The organism is Pseudanabaena sp. SR411 (assembly GCF_002251945.1).
GTDB lineage: Bacteria > Cyanobacteriota > Cyanobacteriia > Pseudanabaenales > Pseudanabaenaceae > Pseudanabaena.
Window position 1 is genome coordinate 1 of the sequence record NZ_NDHW01000140.1, and the last position, 21069, is coordinate 21069.

Below are 21069 nucleotides of genomic sequence, written 5' to 3' on the forward strand. Positions count from 1 at the left end.
ATTGGCTTGAGCAMTTTTCCCGTCAATTTCCATTGTCATAATTATGTTTAGACTAAAATCAGGACTAAAAAAAGGGTGTCGATTAGGTAGTATTGGGTAGTATTAGGTATGATTATTTTAATTTCATAACTCAAAAAGCCTTGCATTGCAAGGCTTTTTGAGTATTTTTAAACACGAAAAATAAGCCGATGATGAGATTTGAACTCACGACCTGCTGATTACGAATCAGCTGCACTACCCCTGTGCTACATCGGCGAGTTATTAAAACAGCAAGTTAAACACAAGTTTTTTGCGAAAATTATTATACCATCATCGCACACTTTGTTGAGTCTAAAAATTTGCTACCCCTAGGAATAATTTATCTCCAGCTATCACCGAGTAATACTAAAACACAAAATGGCTTAGCCATTTTGTGTTTCTAAAATCATTGCTGGGTAGCGATTAGCTGATTTCAAATTCAAAAAAAAATATAGGCTGTTGAGTCTTTGATTTGAGAAAAGCGCAGAGCACCTTTCTCAAAAATTGCTCTGGGTTTTAAGTCAGCGCAAAGCGCTGTACTACTAATTCTATTTCTGCAATCGTTTTAGTTCATCCTGTAAAGCTTGAACTTTGCTCTTGAGAGAATCCACATCGTTTACAGGTTGGCTAAAATTATCATCTTCCTCATCATCAATGGAGATCGTGCGGGGGGTATCTTTACCACTAGGATTGGGTGAGTTTTGAGATTCACTGATCGGCTTTTGAGAATTACGCACCAGATCATCTACAAATTTTCTTGCCTCCTCGGTAGTCATTTCACCGCGCTCAACTAGCTCATCGGCTAACTTGCTAGCCTGTGTGCGGAGTTCACCCAGAGTTTCTCCTGCTTTCTCACCTGCGACAGTCGCCAAGCCTAGACCTAGATAAAATGCTTTTTGGACGATGCCACCAAATGGATTCATTACCATTACTCCTAAGTTAATATCTAATTTAGTAGGATTAACGTACAGTGTAACCTACACCAAATTTATTCATATATCATATCTCGATCGCCTCGAATTTGGCTCTAAGTAAACCCTGAACATGAAATTTCCCAATTGGCTATCACAACGCGCAGTGCAGAAAAAAGGTGAGATTGCCTTAATTTTTAAATCTACGATTAGCCAAAAATCAGAGTATTGGACTTACTCTCAATTAGAAGATGATGTTAATTACTGGGTAGATTACCTGCAAAGCTTGGGTATAAGGGCAGGCGATCGCGTTGGTTTGTTACTAACTAATCAGCCTAGATATATCATGCTTGTTCATGCCTTAGTTAGGTGCGAAGCCATGGCTGTTTTTCTGAATATTCGCCTCACTTCTGAAGAAATACACTGGCAAATAGAAGATAGTCAGACCAAATATTTAATTTGCGATGAATTTACCCAACTCACTGCTAATCATTTAGGAAGTCAAATTAAGCAGTTAGTAGTTGAGAATTGCCCTCACTCCCCAGCACCCTCTCCCAGAGAGAGAGAGAGGGGAAGAGTCATGTGCCCCTCTCCCTCTGGGAGAGTGGAGAGGGGTGAGGGCTTAATTAATCTAGAAAAAATACAGGGTATTTTCTATACATCTGGAACAACGGGCAAGCCCAAGGGAGTGACCTTAACTTATAGCAATCATTTTCATAGCGCGATCGCCTCTGCTTTACAGTTAGGTATTCATCCAGATGATAACTGGTTGCTGTGTATGCCTCTGTTTCATGTGGGAGGTTTAGCGATCGCATGGCGGAGTGTGATTAATGGAACGACAATTACGCTGTTACCCAAATTTGATGAGCAGGAAGTGCTGGAGGTGATCGCTTTTGAGAAGGTGACAATCATTTCCCTTGTGCCAACGATGCTAACTCGGTTACTGCAACATCCCAACTGGCAAAATTTACAGAAATTACGAGCGATTTTATTGGGGGGCGCACCTGCGAGTTTAGAACTGATTGATCGCTGTTTGCAATTGAATTTGCCGATAATGCCAACCTATGGCATGACAGAGACAGCTTCACAAATTACTACACTGTTACCCCATGAAGTCGCTATAAAGAGAGGCTCATCGGGTTTACCACTTTTCGGTAATCGTCTGCGGATTGTGGATGATTATCAGCAAGATCTTGCTGTTAATGCGATCGGGCAAATTCTGGTGCAAGGGGCAAGCGTAATGAGTGGCTATCTCCATCAATCTGATGATAAGGCGACTCAAGATGGTTGGTTGTATACAGGCGATCTAGGCTATCTTGATTGCGATGGATATCTCTATGTCGTCAGTCGTCGTTCTGATTTGATTATTAGTGGTGGTGAAAATATTTATCCAGCCGAAATTGAGTCAATTTTATTAGAACATCCTGCGATCGCTGAGGCTTGTGTGGTGGGAGTAAGCGATCGCGAATGGGGGGAAATAGTTGCGGCGGCGATCGTGACTAAAGCTCAATTATCACTAGCAGAAATTAGAAGCTTTTGTGAACAAAAATCTCTAGCACGATACAAATCTCCCAAGTCGATCTATATTTGGGAATCTCTGCCAAAAACCTCTTCTGGCAAGTTGTTGCGCCAAGAAATCCGCGATCGCATGGAGGAATTATAGCGATTACGTTTTAAAGTAACCAAGGAAACGTAATTACTTTCATATTTATAAATACCAAGGCGATCTCAATTCATCCTAACCCAATCCCATTTTATGACGAAGATCAAACTAGAGAATTCTGAAATTGCTATAATTGATAATCATATTGAAAACTTGATAAAACATGAGCAAAAACACCTCAACACTACTTTTTTTATTGCCTATGGCTCTTTTGGGTTGTTCCTTATTTACGGCTCAAGTTGATACTGCCAACACTCTTCAATCAACTCAAAGTACTCCCACCACATCGGAGAATAAATCCATTCCTGATAATCAAACTGTCAAAAAACAGTTGATCACCTCAGCATTTATAGATGTTAACACCTTCAACCTTGATGAGTTATTTGATTCTAAGGGTGGTGGATGTGGCATGACCTTACAAGCAAAAAATGAAAAGAGAACTCAAAAATTTTTATTTTTCAATGGAATTTCTCCCAACTCGATGCTGATGAAAATCAATAGTAAAATGACTCGATTTAGCCTTGTCGAAGCAGTGGGCAATGACTTTTATGGTCAAAAGAATTTCCAAACTTTTGTTAGTGAAGACAAAAAAATTGAGGTAAGAGTAGCCGTAGTTCAGGGGGAAAGCGGTGAAATCGAATCTCTTGGTATTAGCACAGGTGTGATGTTAGTTAAAATAGGAGATAGTTTCCGAGAGTTAGTGGTAATTGGTGATGCAGGCTGTTAAATAAAGAAACTACACCTGTTTATAAAAATAGAATTAAAAAATGGAGAAAGATAAGGATAGGCGGCACGAAGTGACGCCTATCCTTATCTTTCCCCATTACTAATTTTGTTGTTTCGTGCTAGCATTAAATTGAATGCAAATTTAGTGCTACAGTCCTGTGATTAATCTTAGTCAAGACATTCAACCCCTATCTACCTTCAAGCGGAATACCAATGAACTCATCACCCAGATGAGAAAGACTGGCCATCCTATCGTATTAACCATCAATGGTAAAGCAGAATTAGTCGTACAAGATGCAGCCTCCTATCAACAATTGCTCAATACAATTGAAGAACTAGAAACCATCATTGGAATTAAAAAAGGATTAGAAGACGTGGCACAGGGTCACACTAGACCTTTGAACCAATTTGTCGAAGAAATGCAGAAAAAGCATGGAATTTCAAGTTAGACTAACTCGTTCTTCAGAGCAACAAATAGAGTCAATTTATCTATGGTTAAAAAAGCGTAATCCTGAATATGCAGATCAGTGGTTTAGAGGTTTAATGAATTTGATCGCCACCTTACAAGACAAGCCCAGACGCTGCTCATTAATCAAGGAAAATCATTCTACTTCTGAAGAAATTAGACAGGTTCTCTATGGTAAATCAAGAAATAAGTATCGAGTTTTTTTGCGATTAGAGAAGACATTGTACACATTCTTTATATACTTCATAGCGCCCAATCTTCAATCACTTTTAATCTCCTAGACTTTGAATAATGGCAAAAGCAAAATCTCGATATGTTTGTAATAACTGCGGTGAAGACTTCCCGCAGATGTATGGGAAATGTCCCGCTTGCTCCAGTTGGGGAACATTGCAAGAGGAATTAATTCCTGTGATGTCCACAAATACCAATGCGATCGCCACATTCTCGCATCTCGGTACAGCCAAATCTACGGGCAAAGCCAAACCTAGAGAATCCTTAACCCTCTCGCAAATTACGGACAATGACCAAGCGCGATCGCCTTCTGGTTATGAAGAACTCGATCGCGTTTTAGGTGGAGGTATTGTCGCAGGTTCTCTTGTGCTGATTGGTGGTGAACCGGGGATTGGCAAAAGTACGCTGTTATTGGGCATGGCGCAGAAATTGATGAGCCGCTATCCTACGCTCTATGTCTGTGCCGAGGAGTCAGCGCAACAGGTGAAACTGCGATCGCAACGATTGGGAATCTTAGAAGAGAACTCTGATGATCTCTATTTGTTAGCAGAAACAGATTTAGAAACTGTGTTGAGAGAATTACAATCTCTCCGCCCCAAAGTTGCGGTTATTGATAGTATTCAAGCACTCTACTTCTCAAACTTAAATGCTGCCCCCGGTTCCGTTTCGCAAGTGCGGGAATGTACGGCGGCGCTGATGCGTGTGGCGAAGCGGGAGAATATTTCGCTATTTATCGTTGGTCATGTGACTAAGGAAGGCTCAATCGCGGGGCCAAAAGTATTAGAACATATGGTTGATACGGTTCTCTACTTTGAAGGCGATCGCTTTGCTACCCATCGACTATTGCGCTCGGTCAAAAATCGCTTTGGCGCAACACAGGAAATCGGTGTATTTGAAATGATCGATCGCGGCTTACGTGAAGTATCTAACCCTTCGGAATTATTTCTCGGCAATCGCGATGAATCTGTCCCCGGAACTGCCACGATTGTTGCCTGTGAAGGAACGCGCCCGATTGTCGTGGAGCTACAAGCCCTCGTCAGTCCCACCAGTTATTCTTCGCCGCGCCGCACGACAACGGGTATCGAAACCAATCGCTTTCTGCAAATTCTGGCGGTTTTGGAAAAAAGGATTGGGATTCCATTATCAAAACTTGATGCCTATGTAGCGGCGGCAGGTGGCTTGAGTGTGGCGGAACCAGCCGTAGATTTGGGGGTGGCGATCGCTGTAGCGGCAAGTTTTCGCGATCGCACGGTCGATCCACGTACAGTGATGATTGGTGAAGTGGGACTCGGCGGACAGGTTCGTCCTGTGTCACAGTTAGATTTACGCTTAAAGGAAGCAGCTAAACTAGGATTTAAACGAGCAATCATTCCCAGTATGCAGGTGATGCAGGACTATGGAATGGAAATCATTCCTGTAAGCAAAGTACTTGATGCGATCGTGGCGGCTTTGCCTCGCACCAAGTTTGAAGTTGCTAAGGCAAGTGATGAATAGAGCAATTCAAGCCGCCTCACTTGCGTATTACTAACGATGTTTTAAATTATGTGCAGATATAGGCGACGCATGACACTAACTTACTCTTGTTACGTGGAACTCTGGTGATGAATCTCTTGCTACTAGCGTGACAGGGCAACCACGGGGGGATTACCCCTACCTGAACAATTAAGATTTCGTAGGGGCTGTGCCCCCGTGCCAGCCCTTAATTTCTAGGATCGCAGGCATTCCTTCCACGTAACATCAGTAACTTAGTGTTGATAGAGCATTTATTAATTTTTGATTTTCATGTTCCAGACGCACAGCCACTCGAAAATAGCGATCGCCTAATTCTGGAAAACTTAGACAGTCGCGAATGAGAATCTTATCTTTTTGTAATAGTTCCTTTTGTAAAAGAGAACCTGCAATTTCTGTTTGGACTAATAGATAATTTGCAGCATTTGGCAATGGATTTAACCCAGTTATTTGCGATATGCCTGTGAAAAGTTGCGATTTTGCCCTTTCTAACCAAGCCCAAGTCTGTTGCTGAAATTCCCGATCTTCAATTACAGCTATTCCTGCGGCAACTGCCAAACTATTCACACACCAAGGATCACGCCATGCTTGCCAACGTTGTAAAAGGTCTGGATGGGCGATCGCATAGCCAAGTCTCAATGCTGGCAAACTGTAAAACTTAGTAAGTGATCGCAAAATCACTAAATTTGGATGTGATGGAACTAAATCGATTAAACTTTGCTGTTGCTCTGGCGTAAGGAAATCCATAAAAGCTTCATCAATCACCACCAATGCAAATCTCTCCAGATAAGGCAAAATGCTATCTCTAGTAAATAAGTAGCCCGTAGGATTATGGGGATTATTGATCAAGATTCCTTTGGTATGAGAATTAGTGACTTCTGGCAGATCAGCATTAAAACTTACGGCTTGATTTTTAAATAGAAATGGATACTTTTCTACTTGACAATCAAAAGTTTTTAGAGCGCGATCGTAATCGGTAAAGGCTGGAGTAAATAGAACTGTTGATGCTAATTGTGAAAGATCACGCCCCACCCAAGTTAACAGCTCGGCAACACCATTTCCCGCCAAAATCCATTCTGATGATAACTGGTGAAACTTTCCTAAAGCTTCTCTGAGTAACGTATATTCGGGATCAGGATAATGATTAAGATCCGCTAAATGGGATTGAATTGCGGCGATCGCCGATTTGGGGGGGCCTAAAGGATTAATACTCGCTGAGAAATCTAAAATTTGCTCTGGTGTAATACCAGCAAGACTCGCCGCCCATTGACGATTTCCCCCATGCATTGGACGTGAGCGATCGGTTGCTTGCATAAAATTTTGTATTAACTCCGTTGAATTCATTATTAATTTACGCTCTTTATCCCCACAACTTACGAGAATACAGGTTAAGCTAGGATTAATCATCGCTTCTTACGTCACAATCTATGCTACGAATTGTCACCCAGAGAACTGAAGCAGAATCCGAAATCAAGCGGATTTGCGATCGCATCTATGACGATCAGATGATCCACAAGGAAGCCACCGTCACCGAAATCATCCAAACGGTTAGACGCAAGGGTGATATAGCCCTTCTGCACTATACCTCTGAGTTTGATGGTCAAGACTTTACGGCGGCGGAACTGCGCGTAAGTGGATCGGAACTTGATGCTGCTTATCAGCAGGTCAAAGGCGGTCTGCTGAAAGCGATCGAAATGGCGCATCAACGTATCGACGACTTTCACAAAATGCGTGTACCAAAAAGTTGGGTGCATTTTGGTGATAAAGATGTGGTGTTGGGCAAGCGCTATACACCTGTCGATGCTGCGGGTATTTATATTCCTGGGGGAAAAGCTGCCTATCCAAGTACTGTTTTGATGAATGCCGTACCTGCAAGAGTTGCAGGGGTGAAAAAGATAGTTATGGTTACACCTCCTGGTCAAGAGCGCACGATCAATCCTGCAATTTTGGTGGCGGCGCAGGTGGCGGGAGTAGAAGAAATTTATCGGGTGGGTGGGGCGCAGGCGATCGCGGCTTTAGCCTATGGCACAGAGACAATCCCCAAGGTTGATGTCATCACAGGACCTGGAAATATTTATGTCACCCTTGCCAAAAAACAAGTATTTGGACGGGTGGGAATCGACTCGATCGCAGGGCCTTCAGAAGTTTTAATTATTGCCGATGCCAGTGCTAATCCTACCTATGTAGCAGCCGATATGCTTGCCCAAGCCGAGCATGACCAGATGGCAGCATCGATCCTGCTCACCAATGATTCGCGCCTTGCCAATCGGGTCTGCGAAGAAGTCAATCGGATGCTGGAAAACCATCCTCGTCGTTTGATGACCGAAAAGGCGATCGCCCATTATGGCTTAATCGTCGTTGTCGATAGCCTGAAAACTGCCGCTGAGCTATCTAATCAGTTTGCTCCTGAGCATCTCGAACTTGAAGTCGAAGAGCCTTGGCAGTTGATCGATCAAATCCGTCATGCGGGGGCAATATTTATTGGACATTCCACACCTGAAGCCGTGGGTGATTATCTAGCGGGACCAAATCATACTTTGCCCACCTGTGGTGGTGCGCGATATTCGTCAGCACTGGGGGTCGAAACCTTCTTGAAGCATTCCAGTTTGATTCAGTACAGTCCCGAAGCATTAAAAGAAGTATCAGGGGCGATCGCTTTATTAACCGAAGCCGAAGGCTTACCCTCACACGGTGATTCAGTAAGATTACGTCTACAAGATTTGTAATAGCTATGGTTATAGCCAATTCTCCGCCAACGTTAACGATTTTGGAAAATGGCGATCGCCTGAATCGCGTTGAATTTGAGCGGCGTTATACAGCCTCAAACATTAAAAAAGCGGAACTCATCGAAGGACTTGTATACGTGGCATCTCCCTTACGTTTTACCCCCCATGCTAAACCTCATAGTCAAATCATTGGTTGGCTAATTACCTACCAGTCCATGATGACTGACTTAGAAGTTGGCATTGAGCCAACAGTCCGACTGGATGCTGATAATGAACCGCAACCAGATGCAGTCTTATTTCGGCTAGATGGTAATGCTCAAGTTGATGAGGATGGCTATATTACAGGCTCACCCGAGTTAATTGTCGAAATTGCCGCAAGTACTGTTTCCTATGATTTGCACGCTAAAAAACGCGCCTATGAACGTAACGGCGTAAAAGAATACATTGTTTGGCGAACATTGGATCAACAAATTGATTGGTTTGTTTTAGAAAATGGTCAATATGTGGAGTTAGCTCTTGATGCCGCAGGAATTATTCATAGTCGGGAATTTGAAGGCTTACGGCTCAATGTATCAGCCATCTTAAATGGTGACATATCAACAGTGCTCAAAACATTGCAATAAAAAAAGAACCTCCCGTTGGGAGGTTCTTTTTTTAAAAGCCCATTACTTTTGCAACGCTGGTAATGTCTGGAGCGATGCCTTTATGTAACTTGGACTCGGCACAGGCGATCGCTGTGTCAGGGTCTTTAATGCCATTGCCTGTTAACACACAGACAATCGTTGCACCTGAAGGAATTTGATCACTGACTTTTAGTAGTCCAGCTACCGAAGCAGCACTGGCAGGTTCACAGAAAACCCCCTCTTCGCCAGCTAGAAACTTATAGGCTGATAAAATTTCCACATCGGTAACACTATTAAAAGCGCCATCACTTTCTTCTCTCACTTTGAGCGCTTTCGCCCAGTTAGCAGGATTGCCAATTCTGATGGCAGTAGCGATCGTTTCAGGTTTCTCAAAAATTTGCCCCGTTACTAGAGGTGCAGAGCCTGCTGCTTGAAAGCCCATCATACGGGGTAATTTTGTGGACTTGCCTGAAGCATAATATTGTGAAAATCCCATCCAATAGGCGGTGATATTACCAGCATTGCCCATGGGAATGCAGAGCCAGTCTGGAGCATCGCCGATCGCCTCGACCAATTCAAAGGCAGCGGTCTTTTGACCTTCAAGACGGTAAGGATTGACTGAGTTAACTAGCGTAATCGGAAATTTCTCAGACATTTCCCGTACAATTTCGAGAGCTTGGTCAAAATTGCCATCGATCGCAATTACTTCTGCTCCATAGATTAGAGCTTGACTCAATTTTCCGAGCGCAATTTTTCCATCGGGAATTAATACAAATGCTTTTAACCCACCACGCTTAGCGTAGGCTGCTGCCGCCGCTGAAGTATTACCTGTACTCGCACAAATTACCGCTTCCGATCCCGCTTCCTTGGCTTTAGAAATTGCCATGGTCATGCCGCGATCTTTAAAGCTGCCTGTGGGATTAAGTCCGTCATACTTGAGTAAGACTTTGATATTGCGCCCTAGTCTTTCACTAAGAGCGATCGCAGGGATTAGTGGAGTATTACCTTCATGCAAAGTGACAATTGGAGTTTGGTCTGTAACTGGCAAATAATCCGCATAGCGACATATCAGTCCTGGCCAACCATTGGGAACTGTAGAGGCATGGTAAAGATCGAGACGAGTATCAATCACGCTTTCTTCTATAAAATACTTATAAACTGTCAAACCTAGTTTAGCCTGATACCAATTTCAAAGTCCAGACTGGGTTTGAGTTGTACTGGCAAACGAGTATAAGCTTATATATTACTGCAAATAGTTGAAGCGATCGCCAAAAATATAGGGGATAAGAAAAACCAAAGTAATGACAGGCTGAGAAAGTGCAAGACATAAACTATAGCAAAGTAAGTAAAAGATGAGTGGCGGCGCTTCGCGCCGCCACTCATCTTTTACTTACTTTGCTATGTATAAATCATCCAACTTGGTTAGCCAAAATAACGATTTAGTAAGTTCTTAACCTGTGAGGCTTTAACACGACTATGGCGATCTTTATTAGGCATAACTACTAAATTAGGAGCTTGTTTGCATTGCTTTTGACATCCCGTTTTTTGAATTTGGATGCGATCGCTCCAGCCGCGATCACGCAATTCCTGTTCCAAACTCTGATATATCTCTTTACCACCCTGTAGCCAACAGTCCGATTTTTGACAGATCAAAATACAAGATGCTTTATTCTTTTTCTTCTCAACCACATTGTGAACATCGCTAGAGGAAGTTAACGTTGACTTTAGTTTGGGCTTTAATTTGTGATTTAATTCACTATTAGGACAATTAGCTGCACGAAGAGATGAAGCTTTTAGCTTGAGGATAACTTTTTGGCGATCTAGGGTTTGAGTTCCCTCAATCTCTAACCAAGAACCATCTGTCAAGTTTGGATCAAATCTCTGACTCAATTTTTTCGGTAACTTCACCCAATATTCTTGAGAGGAGATCGCCACTTTCAAGTATTTGACGCGATCGCCATCTTTGATAATAATCCCTAGAAATTGCGCTATAACCTGAAAATCTGTCATTTGCGATAATAACTGTGACATGTATTTAGGATAAGGCAACCACACATATTTTTGCAGAACCGAATAAAAATGAATCCAAAATAGAAAATGCTTTTGAGTACTTGTGCAAAATAAATTACTAAATCCGTACTGCCAAAGCCCAAAAACTGGCAAGAATGGCAAGGATTACCACCAAGAGTGGAAAAGCCATCTAGATTGGCGATCGCGTGTCCTGTTGATCGCGTAGGGTATGAAAGTCTTTTTCAGGATTCCACTGAATTGCACCGTCGCGACCTGTCCAAAACACTCTAATTTTGGAATCATAAAGTTGATTGACCATCGCTTCGACAACACTCGTTGCTGAGGCGATGGCAATTTTAGGATTGATTGATTGCAAAATAGTTGGCTCAATTTGACTGCCTGTCCACCAAAGAATATTTGCAGATAGTTGGGGAAGTAGCTCTTTTTTAGCAGCGATCGCCTGTTGAGATTTAGGATCAGCATTTGGCAGCAATAACCAAGATAGCTCACCTGTTTTGATTTTAAGCACATCAGGAGATTGGTTGAGTAGTTGAATTTCCACTTGATTGTTAATCGTCAGAGTCTCGCCAGCTTTAAGGGAAGCCAAAGGTGTTTTAGCATTGGCAAGGGCTTGTTGAAGATTTTGATAAGGTTTTGGGGTAACACCGAGACTGATATCGCGAAACTGGGCGATCGCTACTGAGCCAGACACCAAAGTATTCCAGCCATCGCTAACATCGGGCTGAGTATCGGTGGATATTGCCCAATCAATGCGATTAACCCCCAGCTTCTGTAAAAAGGGTTGTAGTGTAAAACTGGCAAATTGTTGATCACCACTGTTAATTAGTACAGTTTGATTTTGATTTTTAATCAACATAATCGGGACATCATTAAAGGCTGGTAATGTCACTTGAAAGGTATTAGCTTGGGCGATCGCATTGGGAACAAATAGGACTACACAAGCTAAAACAAAAGCGATCGTCCAGCGCTGCATCTTGCCAAACCAAGGCACTACCCAAATCGCGATAAATAACAAATAGGCAAGTAACATTTGCCAGAGATGAATTGCCCCAACGCTAGTACTCGCATTGGGTAAAGTATTCAGCCATTGAGCCAGATCAATCATCCAATGTAGTAATGGATATAGCAACCAAGCGATCGCGGCTCCAATTGGTACAAAGATAATCCCTAAGACACCGCTAATAAGCCCGCCATAGGTGGATATAGAAACTAACGGTGTCGTCAGAACATTGGCGATCAAGCTGTAGGGAGAGAGTTTGCCAAATACTAATAGTTGTAAAGGTAATGTCCAGATATAGGCAGCGATCGGTACAGACAGTAATTCGGCGATCGTAGGTGGTAGCCATTCTAAACGCTCAGAAATTGAGCGCGAGGTGGTTAGCAGTCCAAAAGTTGCTAGAAAACTAAACTGAAATCCTAAATCCCAAATCCAAAGTGGTTGATAAAGCAATAACAATACGGCAGTAACAATTAAACCGATCACAGGACGGCTACGGCGTTGTACCACTAAACCAATCAAACTTCCGAAGCCCATCACCACGGCGCGCAAAATCGATGGACTCGCACCTGTTAACAATAAATATCCCCCTAAGCACAGGCTACCAATCACAAATTGGAGTTTGAGTGATTTATTTCGCGTTAAGGCGATCGCTGCACCTAGTACCAATGTCACCTGAAATCCCGAAGCCGCTAATACAGCCGCTAAACCTGCTTGAATAAAAGCATCTTTAAGATCACTCGGCAAATCCACGGCGCGGCTACCCAAGACCAGCGAGCTAAGCAATGAACCCTCTGGCACACCTGCACCCATCACATGGGCACGGACAATCCGACTCACAAACCACCATTCGCCAAAACTAGGAGCATTACCTTGCTCAACTAGCGATCGCCCACTCATTCCCGCAAATACACCCTGACGCGCTAAATAGGATTTGAAATCAAAGGCTCCAAAATTATCAGCTCGATTGGGCAAATACAATCTTCCCGACAGCTCAACGGCTTGTCCTGAGCGTAAACCTGTCACCTCAATCAATGGCACAGTCACATACAATTTTCCCGAAGCCGCTACAAATTTATTAGCCTCATCAGGTTTAGCTTCAGGACTACTGGGATTTGCCGCAGGATTTTGGGTAAGTTCTTTAATGTCTAATTTGCCAGAGGTATTGATTTCCTTCACCTCTAGTAAAAACTTTGCCCTTTCACTCCGAGTCAAGCTGGGCGCTTCGATTACCTGTCCACGCACGATCGCATTCGATAACGGCGCATATTTAGAAATATCGTCGGTTTGTGGTTGAGGAGTACGAATTTTTACATAAAAGCAAGCAAAAACCGCTAGCAACGTTGCTAATAAATAAACCCAACGCTTTGGCCCCAAGCGCCAGATTATAGGAAGCACCAGCGATAAGACAAAACCAAGGCAAAAAACCGTATAAAAACCTGTCCAATCGGCTAAAAAACTGGCATAGGCTCCCGCCACAAAAAATAAAGCTAGCACTAAGACAACTTGCGATTTCATTGGCTCAGATTAAATCGTCGTCATAGGTGTTCCGAATAGCGCGATCGCTAAATTCTGAAGGTGGGCGATCGTTGCTCCATGCCCACCAAACTGCTTGGCACTCACATTTATAAAACTCTTGCCACTTGCGTTGATGGTTTTCAGTATAAACAGGCGATCGGCGGTTTATCCACACCGCTTCAGATTTACTAGGCGGCTGCCCACATTTAGGACAACAAAAACCATTAGCATGTGTAGCCTTTTCGACCCATTCTGGAGGTATTGGATTGAAAGCATCCATAAAAAATGATAGGTAACGCGACTTTGCGATCGATATTTCTGGAGATTTTGCCGAACTTATGTTGCTTTAAGTTAACGCAAGATTAGCAATAAATGTCTTATGTTGCACAATTTTGGCGCAGATATACTCATATAGCAAAAAAAAAGAGTTAGCTAATACAAACCAAAACCCCAGAAGATGAGTTGTGGCACGAAGTTCCGCAACTCATCTTCTGGGGTTTTGTCCTAAGTAAAACTTGCTTTGCTATGTATCCCTATATAAATATTTATTAAGGTAGATCGCCTTGCATATTCGCTTAATAAACTTAAATCCGATTAAAATATTGGATTTTAATCGGTTGAAACTATAGGATTCCTTATTTTACGGAGAAGCCTATATCTTAGTAAGAGTAGTTCTCAATCCCTAAAATAGTTACACACCGCGCATTTATAACTTTCTTATAACTTTTTGGGAGTGACAACAGCAATCAGCGCGAAGTATTATTTATAGGAGATTAATTTAGTTAATTCTTATTGTTTTTTATGTGTATTTGTCTTTAAGAAACTGATGTTGAGAGGAACCCAATTTCAATTTTGGGGTAAGAAAGTAGCTCAATTTAACTTTAAGTATGTATAGGGAATGGCACTAGTTCCCTAACTAGAAATATTAAGTTGTAATCTATTCCTAGCAACAATTTTAGTCTTTAGCTGCAATTTATCTGCAAAGTCGCCAATCAACTGATTCATTGCTCTATCACTAAGTTAGTCTTCTACAGACTCAAAGAAGGGAAACAAATTACAACTAAACAGGGCTAACAGCATTGGGGGGCTATACGCTTGATATTTATATGTTTTATCTGACTTAAGACATTAACACTATTAAAAGAATTAAATAAATATTATGAATTGCAACAAGGTTGAAGCAAATCCAAACACCGATATCAACATTTCCGACTATGTTGTAGATGTCTATGCCAGTATAGAATTGCCTTGTTCGCACTATAGAAACTATCGCAATCCTATAAAATCCTCTACTCAAGAATTAATTAATGAGTCAAAATCTTTGATTGCTCATGCTGAAAAACTAATGATTAATTACAAAGCACTGTATAGATTGAGAACTTAATTATCATCCCCAAAACTCTTGTATTCTCTATATAAAGCTTAGATTCTCGGCTTTAAGCCATAGCAAAAAAAGAATTGGCTAGTGCAAACAAAACCCTAAGGAGTGAGTTCTAGCTATCCGCGCCAGAACTCACTCCTTAGGGTTTTATCTCTTAAAAAAATGAGATCAGATGATTTTGTGAATTATTCTTTACTACATAGATATAGCGATCCTAAAATGATTTGTAAGATTTGGAGGGTTGTGAGAGTGCGCCCCTTCGGGGCGCACTCTCACAACCCATTTAGATTGCTATATAGACTGGCGCAGTTACAATTAGAATGATTTTGAGTAATCACAAGGATTTTAGACAAATCTATTTAAATATTTAATTTTGCCCTCATGCCATCATACTTACAGCGCTTTGCGCTCAAATCCATACTAAAGAGTTTTTTGAAAGTGGTGCAAAGCAATTGTTTCAAAAATTCTTTGTGGTTCGTTTGATTGATAATTGCAGTAATAACTTTCTTATAACTTTTTAGTATAGACATTAACTCTTTGAATAGAATATAGTAATTTTGTAGTTAAATACTACGACAAGTTTCTGAATTCTACTGGTTTCTATAGCCATTCAAAAAATGGAGATCGGAACAGAGTTTTCTAGAGTTCTTGATTTATGTGTAGGGGATGGGGGAATCAAAACAACTATTAAATTGATTCCAAATTAAGTTTCTTGAAATCAAATTGTAAAATTTATAGGGGTTAATCATGAAATCTTCTGTCTTTTGTATCTCTGCGATCGCTGCATCTAGTCTAATCACTATAAGCTCTGCTACGTTGGCATCTGCTCAGCCTAAAAGCATTTCTGCAAGTCAGTCACAGTCTGTGCTGATATCCGAACATTCTACACAAATGCAAAAGGCTGGCTCTGGGGCTGAGACAAATGGAAGACTGTGTATTCCTATTCTTGATCCTTTGTGTGGTTGGTGGTAAGCGGCGACTCTTATCATTATCTCAAATACTCATTCTGAAAGAATAGTTTCTAAATCCTACTTGTTGACATATCCATCAAAAAGCAGGGATTAGGATAGATTTTTCTTGTCATCTTACACTTATATATGAGTATAGAAGAATCAAAACAACTATTAAATTGATTCCAAATGTTAAGTTCCTTGAAATCAAATCGTAAAATCTAAGCGGCTAACCATGAAAATCCCTTCTATCTTTTGTATCTCTGCGATCGCTGCGTCTAGCCTAATTACTCTTAGTACTGCGGCGTTGGCAATTTCTGAGCCTAAAAGTACTTCCACAAATCTAGAGTCACAGTCTCTTCAAATATCTGCATATTCTACTCAAAAGATTGCAGAAAAAACAGTAGAAGCAAATGGAAGACTGTGTATTCCTCTTCTTGATCCTTTGTGTGGTTGGTGGTAAGCTGCGACTCTTATCATTGTCTCAAATCCCTAATCAGAATAAAGTAGTGGAAAGCTTCAAAGAAATAAACACTGACAGCAATTACAGATCAAACGAACCTCAAGATATTTTTTGAAAGTGTTGCAAAGCAACACTTTCAAAAAATATCTTGGTTTGAGGGCAAAGCGCTGTAAAAAAGCTTTGACTTAAGTTTTTTATGTTTAATTCAGAACAAGCTATATGAGAAGGAAAAATAGATGCCATTTTCCTGCAAGGAATTACGATTTCCTTTTACTGAAATCAACGGAAATCCATAGTCAAGTCTTGCGGTAAGGCGATCGCCCATTTGCCAACGCAGTCCTAATCCTGTTCCCAATATCCAGTTATTAGCTAGATTAGAAGAATTGCTTTGATTCCATACTACGCCGCTATCAAGAAAAGGAACAATTTGCAATAAACCTTGGATTTCTGGAACCTTTAAAACAGGCAGCTTAACCTCCAGAGATACATTCAGTCCATTATCACCAACTAAAGCGTCTTGGCGATACCCTCGACCATTTTGAGAACCACCTAGACTAAACTTTTCTGCTGCTGGTAAAGGGCGATCGGCAAACTGTAAATTGCTACTCAAAACCAACAACGTATCCTCAGCTAGAGAGCGGATATATTGCAATTGTCCCCTCCAAGCTACAAAACGACTATCAGGGAATTTGGCATTAACCGTAGAATTGATCACGCTTCCTAAACCAAAACTAAGCTGTGATCGCAAGGCAAGCACCTCCTCGCTACTGCGTTGTGTAAAGTCTTGAAAAAATCGTAGGGTCGATAGCTTCGTCCGACCGAAATCATCTGCACCTTCCGACAGCGGAATGGCTAACTTGAGCAAGGTTGTGAAGCTTTCACTATGAGATGCTGTCAAGCCAAGTGCAAATTCTTGGGCGGGTGTTTTGATAAGTGGTTGACGGAAAGTTAGCTCGTAAGTTGTGGAGTTGGAATAAATATCAAGAATCTTGAATTCGGGATCGATAACACTGCTGTTTGTATTACTAAAAAGAAAGCTCAGCGTCCCGTTATAGGCATTGACGGGTAATGTGTAGTTGAGATTATAGAGGTTACGACCGTCTGTATTTCCATAGGTAGCGGCAATACGATCGCCAAAGCCCAGTAAGTTAATATCGCCGACTTCAACTTGTCGCAACAGTTGCCCAACACTGGGAGGTGCAGAATTATCAAGGCTTACCCTTATGTTAAAGGAATTTGCCTCTTCAACCTTAACTGCCAAGATGTTTGTCCCCAGTTGCGAACCAGTCTTTAGTTCTGCGGAAACAAAAGTAAATAAAGGATCAAGTTGCAATAATTGCAAAGCATTAAGCAAGCGATCTCGATTTAAAGGAGTGCCTGTTGCTACTTCTAAACGAGAACGAATATAGCTAGGGTCAAGTCGATTAGTACCTGTGATCTGAATTTCTTCTAACTTGCCTTCAACTACTTGAATAGTGACTGTGCCATTATTTGTTTCTTGGGGAGGTATAAAAGCACCTGAAGTGATATATCCATTGCGAATATATAAGTCAGCGATCGCCGCCCTTGCTTGCAATAATTCTGCAAAACTGATGGGACGATTGGTAAAAGGTTTAACAACCGCAGTTATCTCATCTGCCGAGAACACCGTACTACCAATAACTTGGAATTCCTGCACAACGAAAGTATTGTTTGCATCGGGTATTTCCAGATTGGGCTGAGTTGGGGGACTACTTGGCTTTAATAGTTGATCAATGGGAGGTAGAAACTGTGGCGGGACTTCGGGGCTTATAGGTACAGGTGGAACTAGATCGGATGATCTAATAGGTTGGGCAAGAATAGAATCTTTTGCTGACAAATAACCAAATATAGCGATCACACCGCAAAAAACAATAGGTTTCCAATGTAACCGCATCTTACGATATATCTCCACACATACAAGTTTTGACTATGTATACAAAACTAATTGCCCAACAATATAATATAGAGATCACCACTTTGGTAAAGCGATAAAGCCTAGAAGAAAGTTAAGAGACAAAGAGTACCGTAACCTTCTTTTGTTTTTTTGATATTGTCCTAATTTAGGATTAGCCTTCACTAAGTACCTAAGCTCAATTAAATATAAAGCTCCAAAATCTGTACTGCTTACTGTGCGGGCAGCACAGATTCTTAATCCATTTTTTCATTGCACCAATATATTTGCAATAATATCATTAAAAATTAATAAATTAGTTAATTACAGTAGATTAATTTAAGTTGATATTAGGTATCAGAATAATTGTTAGCTTATACTTCTCAATAAGGATAATATAATATGAAAATTTTGCAGCCAATTTATCTTAGGAATGCGATCGCTGCTTTTGTAAGTGTAAATGTTTCTGCTATATGTAATCCACAGCAGACCTTTGCCCAAATTACTCCAGATGCCACATTACCAAATCCTTCAGTTGTTGTTGATACTAATCCCTTGTTCACCATCATAGGAGGGACAACAGCAAACACCAACTTATTTCATAGTTTTAGCCAGTTTTCTTTGCCTACAGGTGCTGAAGCATTTTTCAATAATCCTCTCGCCATCCAAAATATTCTAGTTAGGGTAACGGGAAACACGATCTCCAGTATCGATGGCTTAATTAGAGCCAACGCTCCTGCCAACTTATTTTTAATTAATCCTAATGGGATTGTTTTTGGGCAAAATGCTAGATTGAATATTGGGGGATCGTTTTTAGCAACTACCGCTAATAGTGTGCGTTTTCTAGATGGGACTGAATTTAACGCCAATGCAAGTACTCAAACTACCTCGCCTCTATTGTTAGTTAGTGCGCCAATTGGGTTGCAGTTTAACGGTGTAACTAATGGCGCAATCACGGCTCAGGGTATTGGTAATGGGTTAGACTTCCCTTTTCCTCCTTTTGTAGAGATTTTTCGTCCCGGCAATCCATCTTTAAACGTGCAGAGTGGTCGAACTTTGGCTCTGGTTGGTGGTGATGTGACTCTGCAAGGGGCAAACTTAACTGCCGATAGTGGACGCATCGAACTGGGTAGCGTTGCGGGTAGTGGGTTTGTGGCGATCGCGCAAACGGCTAATGGATGGCTATTAAATTATGATAATGCACCTAATCTTGGCAATATTCGACTAGAGCAAGCATCTTTAGCCGATACGAGTGGAAACAATGGCGGTGGAAATATTCAGGTACAAGGCAAACAAGTAACCCTTAATGATGGTTCAGCACTTCTATCCTCTTCTTTAGGAAATGGCAATGGGAGTGAAATATTTGTCCGCGCTACAGATATCTTTGCGATCAGGGGCGAATCTAATGTTCTATTTCCTTTCCCTAGTGGTGTCTTTACAGACACAAAATCTCTGTCTACAGGGAATGGTAGTAATATTAAGATCGACACAAAAAGATTAGAAGTTACAGGCGGAGGGGAAATTTCTGCTGGTACATTGGGTTCAGGAAATGCTGGCGATATAAAAATCAATGCTAGTGAAATTCTCTTAACTGGTATATCTAATTCAGGTTTTTATCCAAGTGGGATATTTTCTCAAGTTCTCAATACAAATGTGAGAGGGAACAGTGGCAAAATTATTATTAATACCGATAATCTACAAGTCTTGAATGGTGCAAGACTCACAACTGGTACTTTTGGAATTGGTAATGCAGGCAATATTGACATAACAGCGAAAAATATCAGCCTGATTGGTACACCGCTTTCCCCAACAGGAATTACGACTGCAGCAGAGCAAGGCACAGGCAATGGCGGTATATTGACAATTACATCAGATAACCTGTCAATTAATAACGGAGCGCAAATTTCTGTTGGTACGTCCAGCCGTGGCAATGCGGGTAACTTATTGGTAAATGCCAAGTTAATCGATATTGCTGGACAGGTTGAACGTGGGCGCAGTGGTTTATTTGCCAATGCCGTTTTTAGTACGGGAAATGGTGGCGATATTGTCGTTAATAGCGATCAATTGATCGTGCGCAATGGTGGCATTATTAGTGCGAGCAACTTTCGCAGTAACAGTACCACCTTCCCCGGTAGTGGCTCGGTGGGTAACATTACTATTAATTCGCCATCAATCCTGCTGAATAGCGGACGGATAAATATTGATTCGTTAAGCGGCACTCGCGGCAATATTAACCTAAATTCAACATTAATAGTTTTACGAAATGCGAGTGGGATCTCCACCAATGCCTTAGGTAATGCGACAGGTGGCAACATTAGGATTAATACCGACTTTCTAGTAGCAGTTCCCTTAGAAAATAGCGATATTACTGCTAATTCTTTCAATAGCTTTGGTGGACAAGTCATTATCACAGCTAAAGGCGTGATTGGTTTTCAAACGTTGAATCGTTTAACTCCCTTCAGCGACATTACGGCAACCTCGGCTTTAGGTACACAATTTAATGGACTTGTGGAAATTCGCTCTCCCGATAACGATCTCAGCCGAGGTTTAGTCAAGCTTCCTGATAATTTAACCGATGGTAACAAACAAATTGTGGCGGCTTGCGATCGCTTTCGGGGCAATGAACTCATCGTCACTGGGCGTGGTGGCGTTCCATCTGACGCAACTCAAACAATTTCCAGTCAAGCAATTTGGCGAGATCTACGGTTGTCTGAGATTCCATCAACTCCAGCAAATATCACGGCTCAAAGCGAGACAAACAATATCACAACTCAGCCATCTACACCCATCGAAATCCAACCACTTCCCCAAATAGAAGCCCAAGGATGGGAAAAAGATGATCAGGGGAGATTAAAGCTGTTAGCCTATGCAGCATCGCCTTCAGTTCCAGTTTGGAGACTCCCAGTCATTTGTCCAGCGAATCCAACCAAATAGATAGGGAGAA

Annotated in this window: 18 protein-coding genes and 1 tRNA gene; 11 read left to right on the forward strand and 8 right to left on the reverse strand. The window is 41.5% G+C overall.

Annotated elements, in window-relative coordinates:
• Nucleotides 1–183 precede the first annotated feature (183 nt).
• Nucleotides 184–255: transfer RNA gene (locus B9G53_RS14625), tRNA-Thr, on the reverse strand.
• Nucleotides 256–566: 311 nt separating this feature from the next.
• The gene (locus B9G53_RS14630; protein ID WP_094533549.1) at nt 567–941 is read right to left on the reverse strand and encodes a phasin family protein; all 375 of its coding nucleotides are present in this window, start codon (nt 939–941) and stop codon (nt 567–569) included.
• A 121-nt stretch (nt 942–1062) separates the two neighbouring features.
• Between B9G53_RS14630 and menE the strand changes: the two genes are divergently transcribed.
• The 5 genes from menE to radA all read left to right on the forward strand — a co-directional run bounded on the left by menE (nt 1063) and on the right by radA (nt 5509).
• The gene (menE, locus tag B9G53_RS14635; RefSeq protein WP_094533551.1) at nt 1063–2592 is read left to right on the forward strand and encodes an o-succinylbenzoate--CoA ligase; all 1530 of its coding nucleotides are present in this window, start codon (nt 1063–1065) and stop codon (nt 2590–2592) included.
• Between the two features lie 202 nt (nt 2593–2794).
• Complete coding sequence (locus tag B9G53_RS14640) at nt 2795–3319, forward strand: hypothetical protein (RefSeq protein WP_094533553.1); 525 nt, start codon at nt 2795–2797, stop codon at nt 3317–3319.
• 157 nt (nt 3320–3476) lie between these two features.
• Nucleotides 3477–3767 carry a type II toxin-antitoxin system Phd/YefM family antitoxin gene (locus B9G53_RS14645; protein WP_094533555.1) on the forward strand — a complete coding sequence of 97 codons (291 nt, stop codon included), beginning with the start codon at nt 3477–3479 and terminating at the stop codon, nt 3765–3767.
• Entirely contained in the window at nt 3751–4065 is a 315-nt protein-coding gene (locus tag B9G53_RS14650) for a type II toxin-antitoxin system RelE/ParE family toxin (RefSeq protein WP_217901588.1), read from the forward strand. The genes B9G53_RS14645 and B9G53_RS14650 overlap by 17 nt, the downstream gene beginning before the upstream one ends.
• A 10-nt stretch (nt 4066–4075) precedes the next feature.
• Complete coding sequence (radA, locus tag B9G53_RS14655; protein ID WP_094533556.1) at nt 4076–5509, forward strand: DNA repair protein RadA; 1434 nt, start codon at nt 4076–4078, stop codon at nt 5507–5509.
• 243 nt (nt 5510–5752) lie between these two features.
• On the opposite strand, the gene cobD is transcribed toward radA, so the two are convergent.
• A complete protein-coding gene (cobD, locus tag B9G53_RS14660; RefSeq protein ID WP_254923663.1) occupies nt 5753–6868 on the reverse strand; it encodes a threonine-phosphate decarboxylase CobD in 1116 nt (371 codons plus the stop codon).
• Between the two features lie 83 nt (nt 6869–6951).
• On the opposite strand from cobD, the gene hisD reads away from it, so the two are divergent.
• Together hisD and B9G53_RS14670 are read left to right on the forward strand one after the other, a co-directional pair.
• Entirely contained in the window at nt 6952–8250 is a 1299-nt protein-coding gene (hisD, locus tag B9G53_RS14665) for a histidinol dehydrogenase (RefSeq protein WP_094533558.1), read from the forward strand.
• Nucleotides 8251–8255: 5 nt separating this feature from the next.
• Nucleotides 8256–8873: a Uma2 family endonuclease gene (locus B9G53_RS14670; RefSeq protein ID WP_094533560.1), complete on the forward strand. Its 618-nt coding sequence runs from the start codon at nt 8256–8258 to the stop codon at nt 8871–8873.
• 31 nt (nt 8874–8904) lie between these two features.
• On the opposite strand, the gene thrC is transcribed toward B9G53_RS14670, so the two are convergent.
• From thrC to B9G53_RS14690, 4 genes are all read right to left on the reverse strand, one after another.
• Entirely contained in the window at nt 8905–10005 is a 1101-nt protein-coding gene (gene thrC, locus B9G53_RS14675; protein WP_094533562.1) for a threonine synthase, read from the reverse strand.
• 290 nt (nt 10006–10295) lie between these two features.
• Nucleotides 10296–10904: a (2Fe-2S) ferredoxin domain-containing protein gene (locus B9G53_RS14680; protein WP_094533564.1), complete on the reverse strand. Its 609-nt coding sequence runs from the start codon at nt 10902–10904 to the stop codon at nt 10296–10298.
• A 169-nt stretch (nt 10905–11073) separates the two neighbouring features.
• The gene (locus B9G53_RS14685; protein WP_094533566.1) at nt 11074–13419 is read right to left on the reverse strand and encodes a ComEC/Rec2 family competence protein; all 2346 of its coding nucleotides are present in this window, start codon (nt 13417–13419) and stop codon (nt 11074–11076) included.
• 4 nt (nt 13420–13423) lie between these two features.
• Nucleotides 13424–13699, reverse strand: coding sequence for a hypothetical protein (locus B9G53_RS14690; protein ID WP_094533568.1), 276 nt, complete (start codon nt 13697–13699; stop codon nt 13424–13426).
• 879 nt (nt 13700–14578) lie between these two features.
• Here B9G53_RS14690 and B9G53_RS14695 point away from each other — a divergent pair.
• From B9G53_RS14695 to B9G53_RS14700, 3 genes are all read left to right on the forward strand, one after another.
• Entirely contained in the window at nt 14579–14803 is a 225-nt protein-coding gene (locus tag B9G53_RS14695) for a hypothetical protein (protein WP_094533570.1), read from the forward strand.
• A gap of 744 nt (nt 14804–15547) precedes the next feature.
• On the forward strand, nt 15548–15772 hold the full coding sequence (locus B9G53_RS26835) for a hypothetical protein (protein WP_141211789.1): 225 nt from the start codon (nt 15548–15550) through the stop codon (nt 15770–15772).
• 213 nt (nt 15773–15985) lie between these two features.
• The gene (locus B9G53_RS14700) at nt 15986–16213 is read left to right on the forward strand and encodes a hypothetical protein (RefSeq protein ID WP_094533572.1); all 228 of its coding nucleotides are present in this window, start codon (nt 15986–15988) and stop codon (nt 16211–16213) included.
• A gap of 205 nt (nt 16214–16418) precedes the next feature.
• On the opposite strand, the gene B9G53_RS14705 is transcribed toward B9G53_RS14700, so the two are convergent.
• Entirely contained in the window at nt 16419–18071 is a 1653-nt protein-coding gene (locus B9G53_RS14705) for a ShlB/FhaC/HecB family hemolysin secretion/activation protein (protein WP_217901589.1), read from the reverse strand.
• 456 nt (nt 18072–18527) lie between these two features.
• Between B9G53_RS14705 and B9G53_RS14710 the strand changes: the two genes are divergently transcribed.
• The gene (locus tag B9G53_RS14710; RefSeq protein WP_094533576.1) at nt 18528–21059 is read left to right on the forward strand and encodes a filamentous hemagglutinin N-terminal domain-containing protein; all 2532 of its coding nucleotides are present in this window, start codon (nt 18528–18530) and stop codon (nt 21057–21059) included.
• Nucleotides 21060–21069: the final 10 nt, after the last annotated feature.

Bases quoted from the DNA above. Each gene is read 5' to 3' on its own strand.
- B9G53_RS14710 (WP_094533576.1), top strand. From the start codon at position 18,528: ATGAAAATTTTGCAGCCAATTTATCTTAGGAATGCGATCGCTGCTTTT.
- B9G53_RS26835 (WP_141211789.1), top strand. From the start codon at position 15,548: ATGAAATCTTCTGTCTTTTGTATCTCTGCGATCGCTGCATCTAGTCTA.
- B9G53_RS14680 (WP_094533564.1), bottom strand. From the start codon at position 10,904: ATGTCACAGTTATTATCGCAAATGACAGATTTTCAGGTTATAGCGCAA.
- cobD (WP_254923663.1), bottom strand. From the start codon at position 6,868: ATGAATTCAACGGAGTTAATACAAAATTTTATGCAAGCAACCGATCGC.
- B9G53_RS14650 (WP_217901588.1), top strand. From the start codon at position 3,751: ATGGAATTTCAAGTTAGACTAACTCGTTCTTCAGAGCAACAAATAGAG.
- B9G53_RS14700 (WP_094533572.1), top strand. From the start codon at position 15,986: ATGAAAATCCCTTCTATCTTTTGTATCTCTGCGATCGCTGCGTCTAGC.
- B9G53_RS14670 (WP_094533560.1), top strand. From the start codon at position 8,256: ATGGTTATAGCCAATTCTCCGCCAACGTTAACGATTTTGGAAAATGGC.
- B9G53_RS14640 (WP_094533553.1), top strand. From the start codon at position 2,795: ATGGCTCTTTTGGGTTGTTCCTTATTTACGGCTCAAGTTGATACTGCC.
- B9G53_RS14630 (WP_094533549.1), bottom strand. From the start codon at position 941: ATGAATCCATTTGGTGGCATCGTCCAAAAAGCATTTTATCTAGGTCTA.
- menE (WP_094533551.1), top strand. From the start codon at position 1,063: ATGAAATTTCCCAATTGGCTATCACAACGCGCAGTGCAGAAAAAAGGT.
- radA (WP_094533556.1), top strand. From the start codon at position 4,076: ATGGCAAAAGCAAAATCTCGATATGTTTGTAATAACTGCGGTGAAGAC.
- hisD (WP_094533558.1), top strand. From the start codon at position 6,952: ATGCTACGAATTGTCACCCAGAGAACTGAAGCAGAATCCGAAATCAAG.
- B9G53_RS14695 (WP_094533570.1), top strand. From the start codon at position 14,579: ATGAATTGCAACAAGGTTGAAGCAAATCCAAACACCGATATCAACATT.
- B9G53_RS14685 (WP_094533566.1), bottom strand. From the start codon at position 13,419: ATGAAATCGCAAGTTGTCTTAGTGCTAGCTTTATTTTTTGTGGCGGGA.
- B9G53_RS14690 (WP_094533568.1), bottom strand. From the start codon at position 13,699: ATGGATGCTTTCAATCCAATACCTCCAGAATGGGTCGAAAAGGCTACA.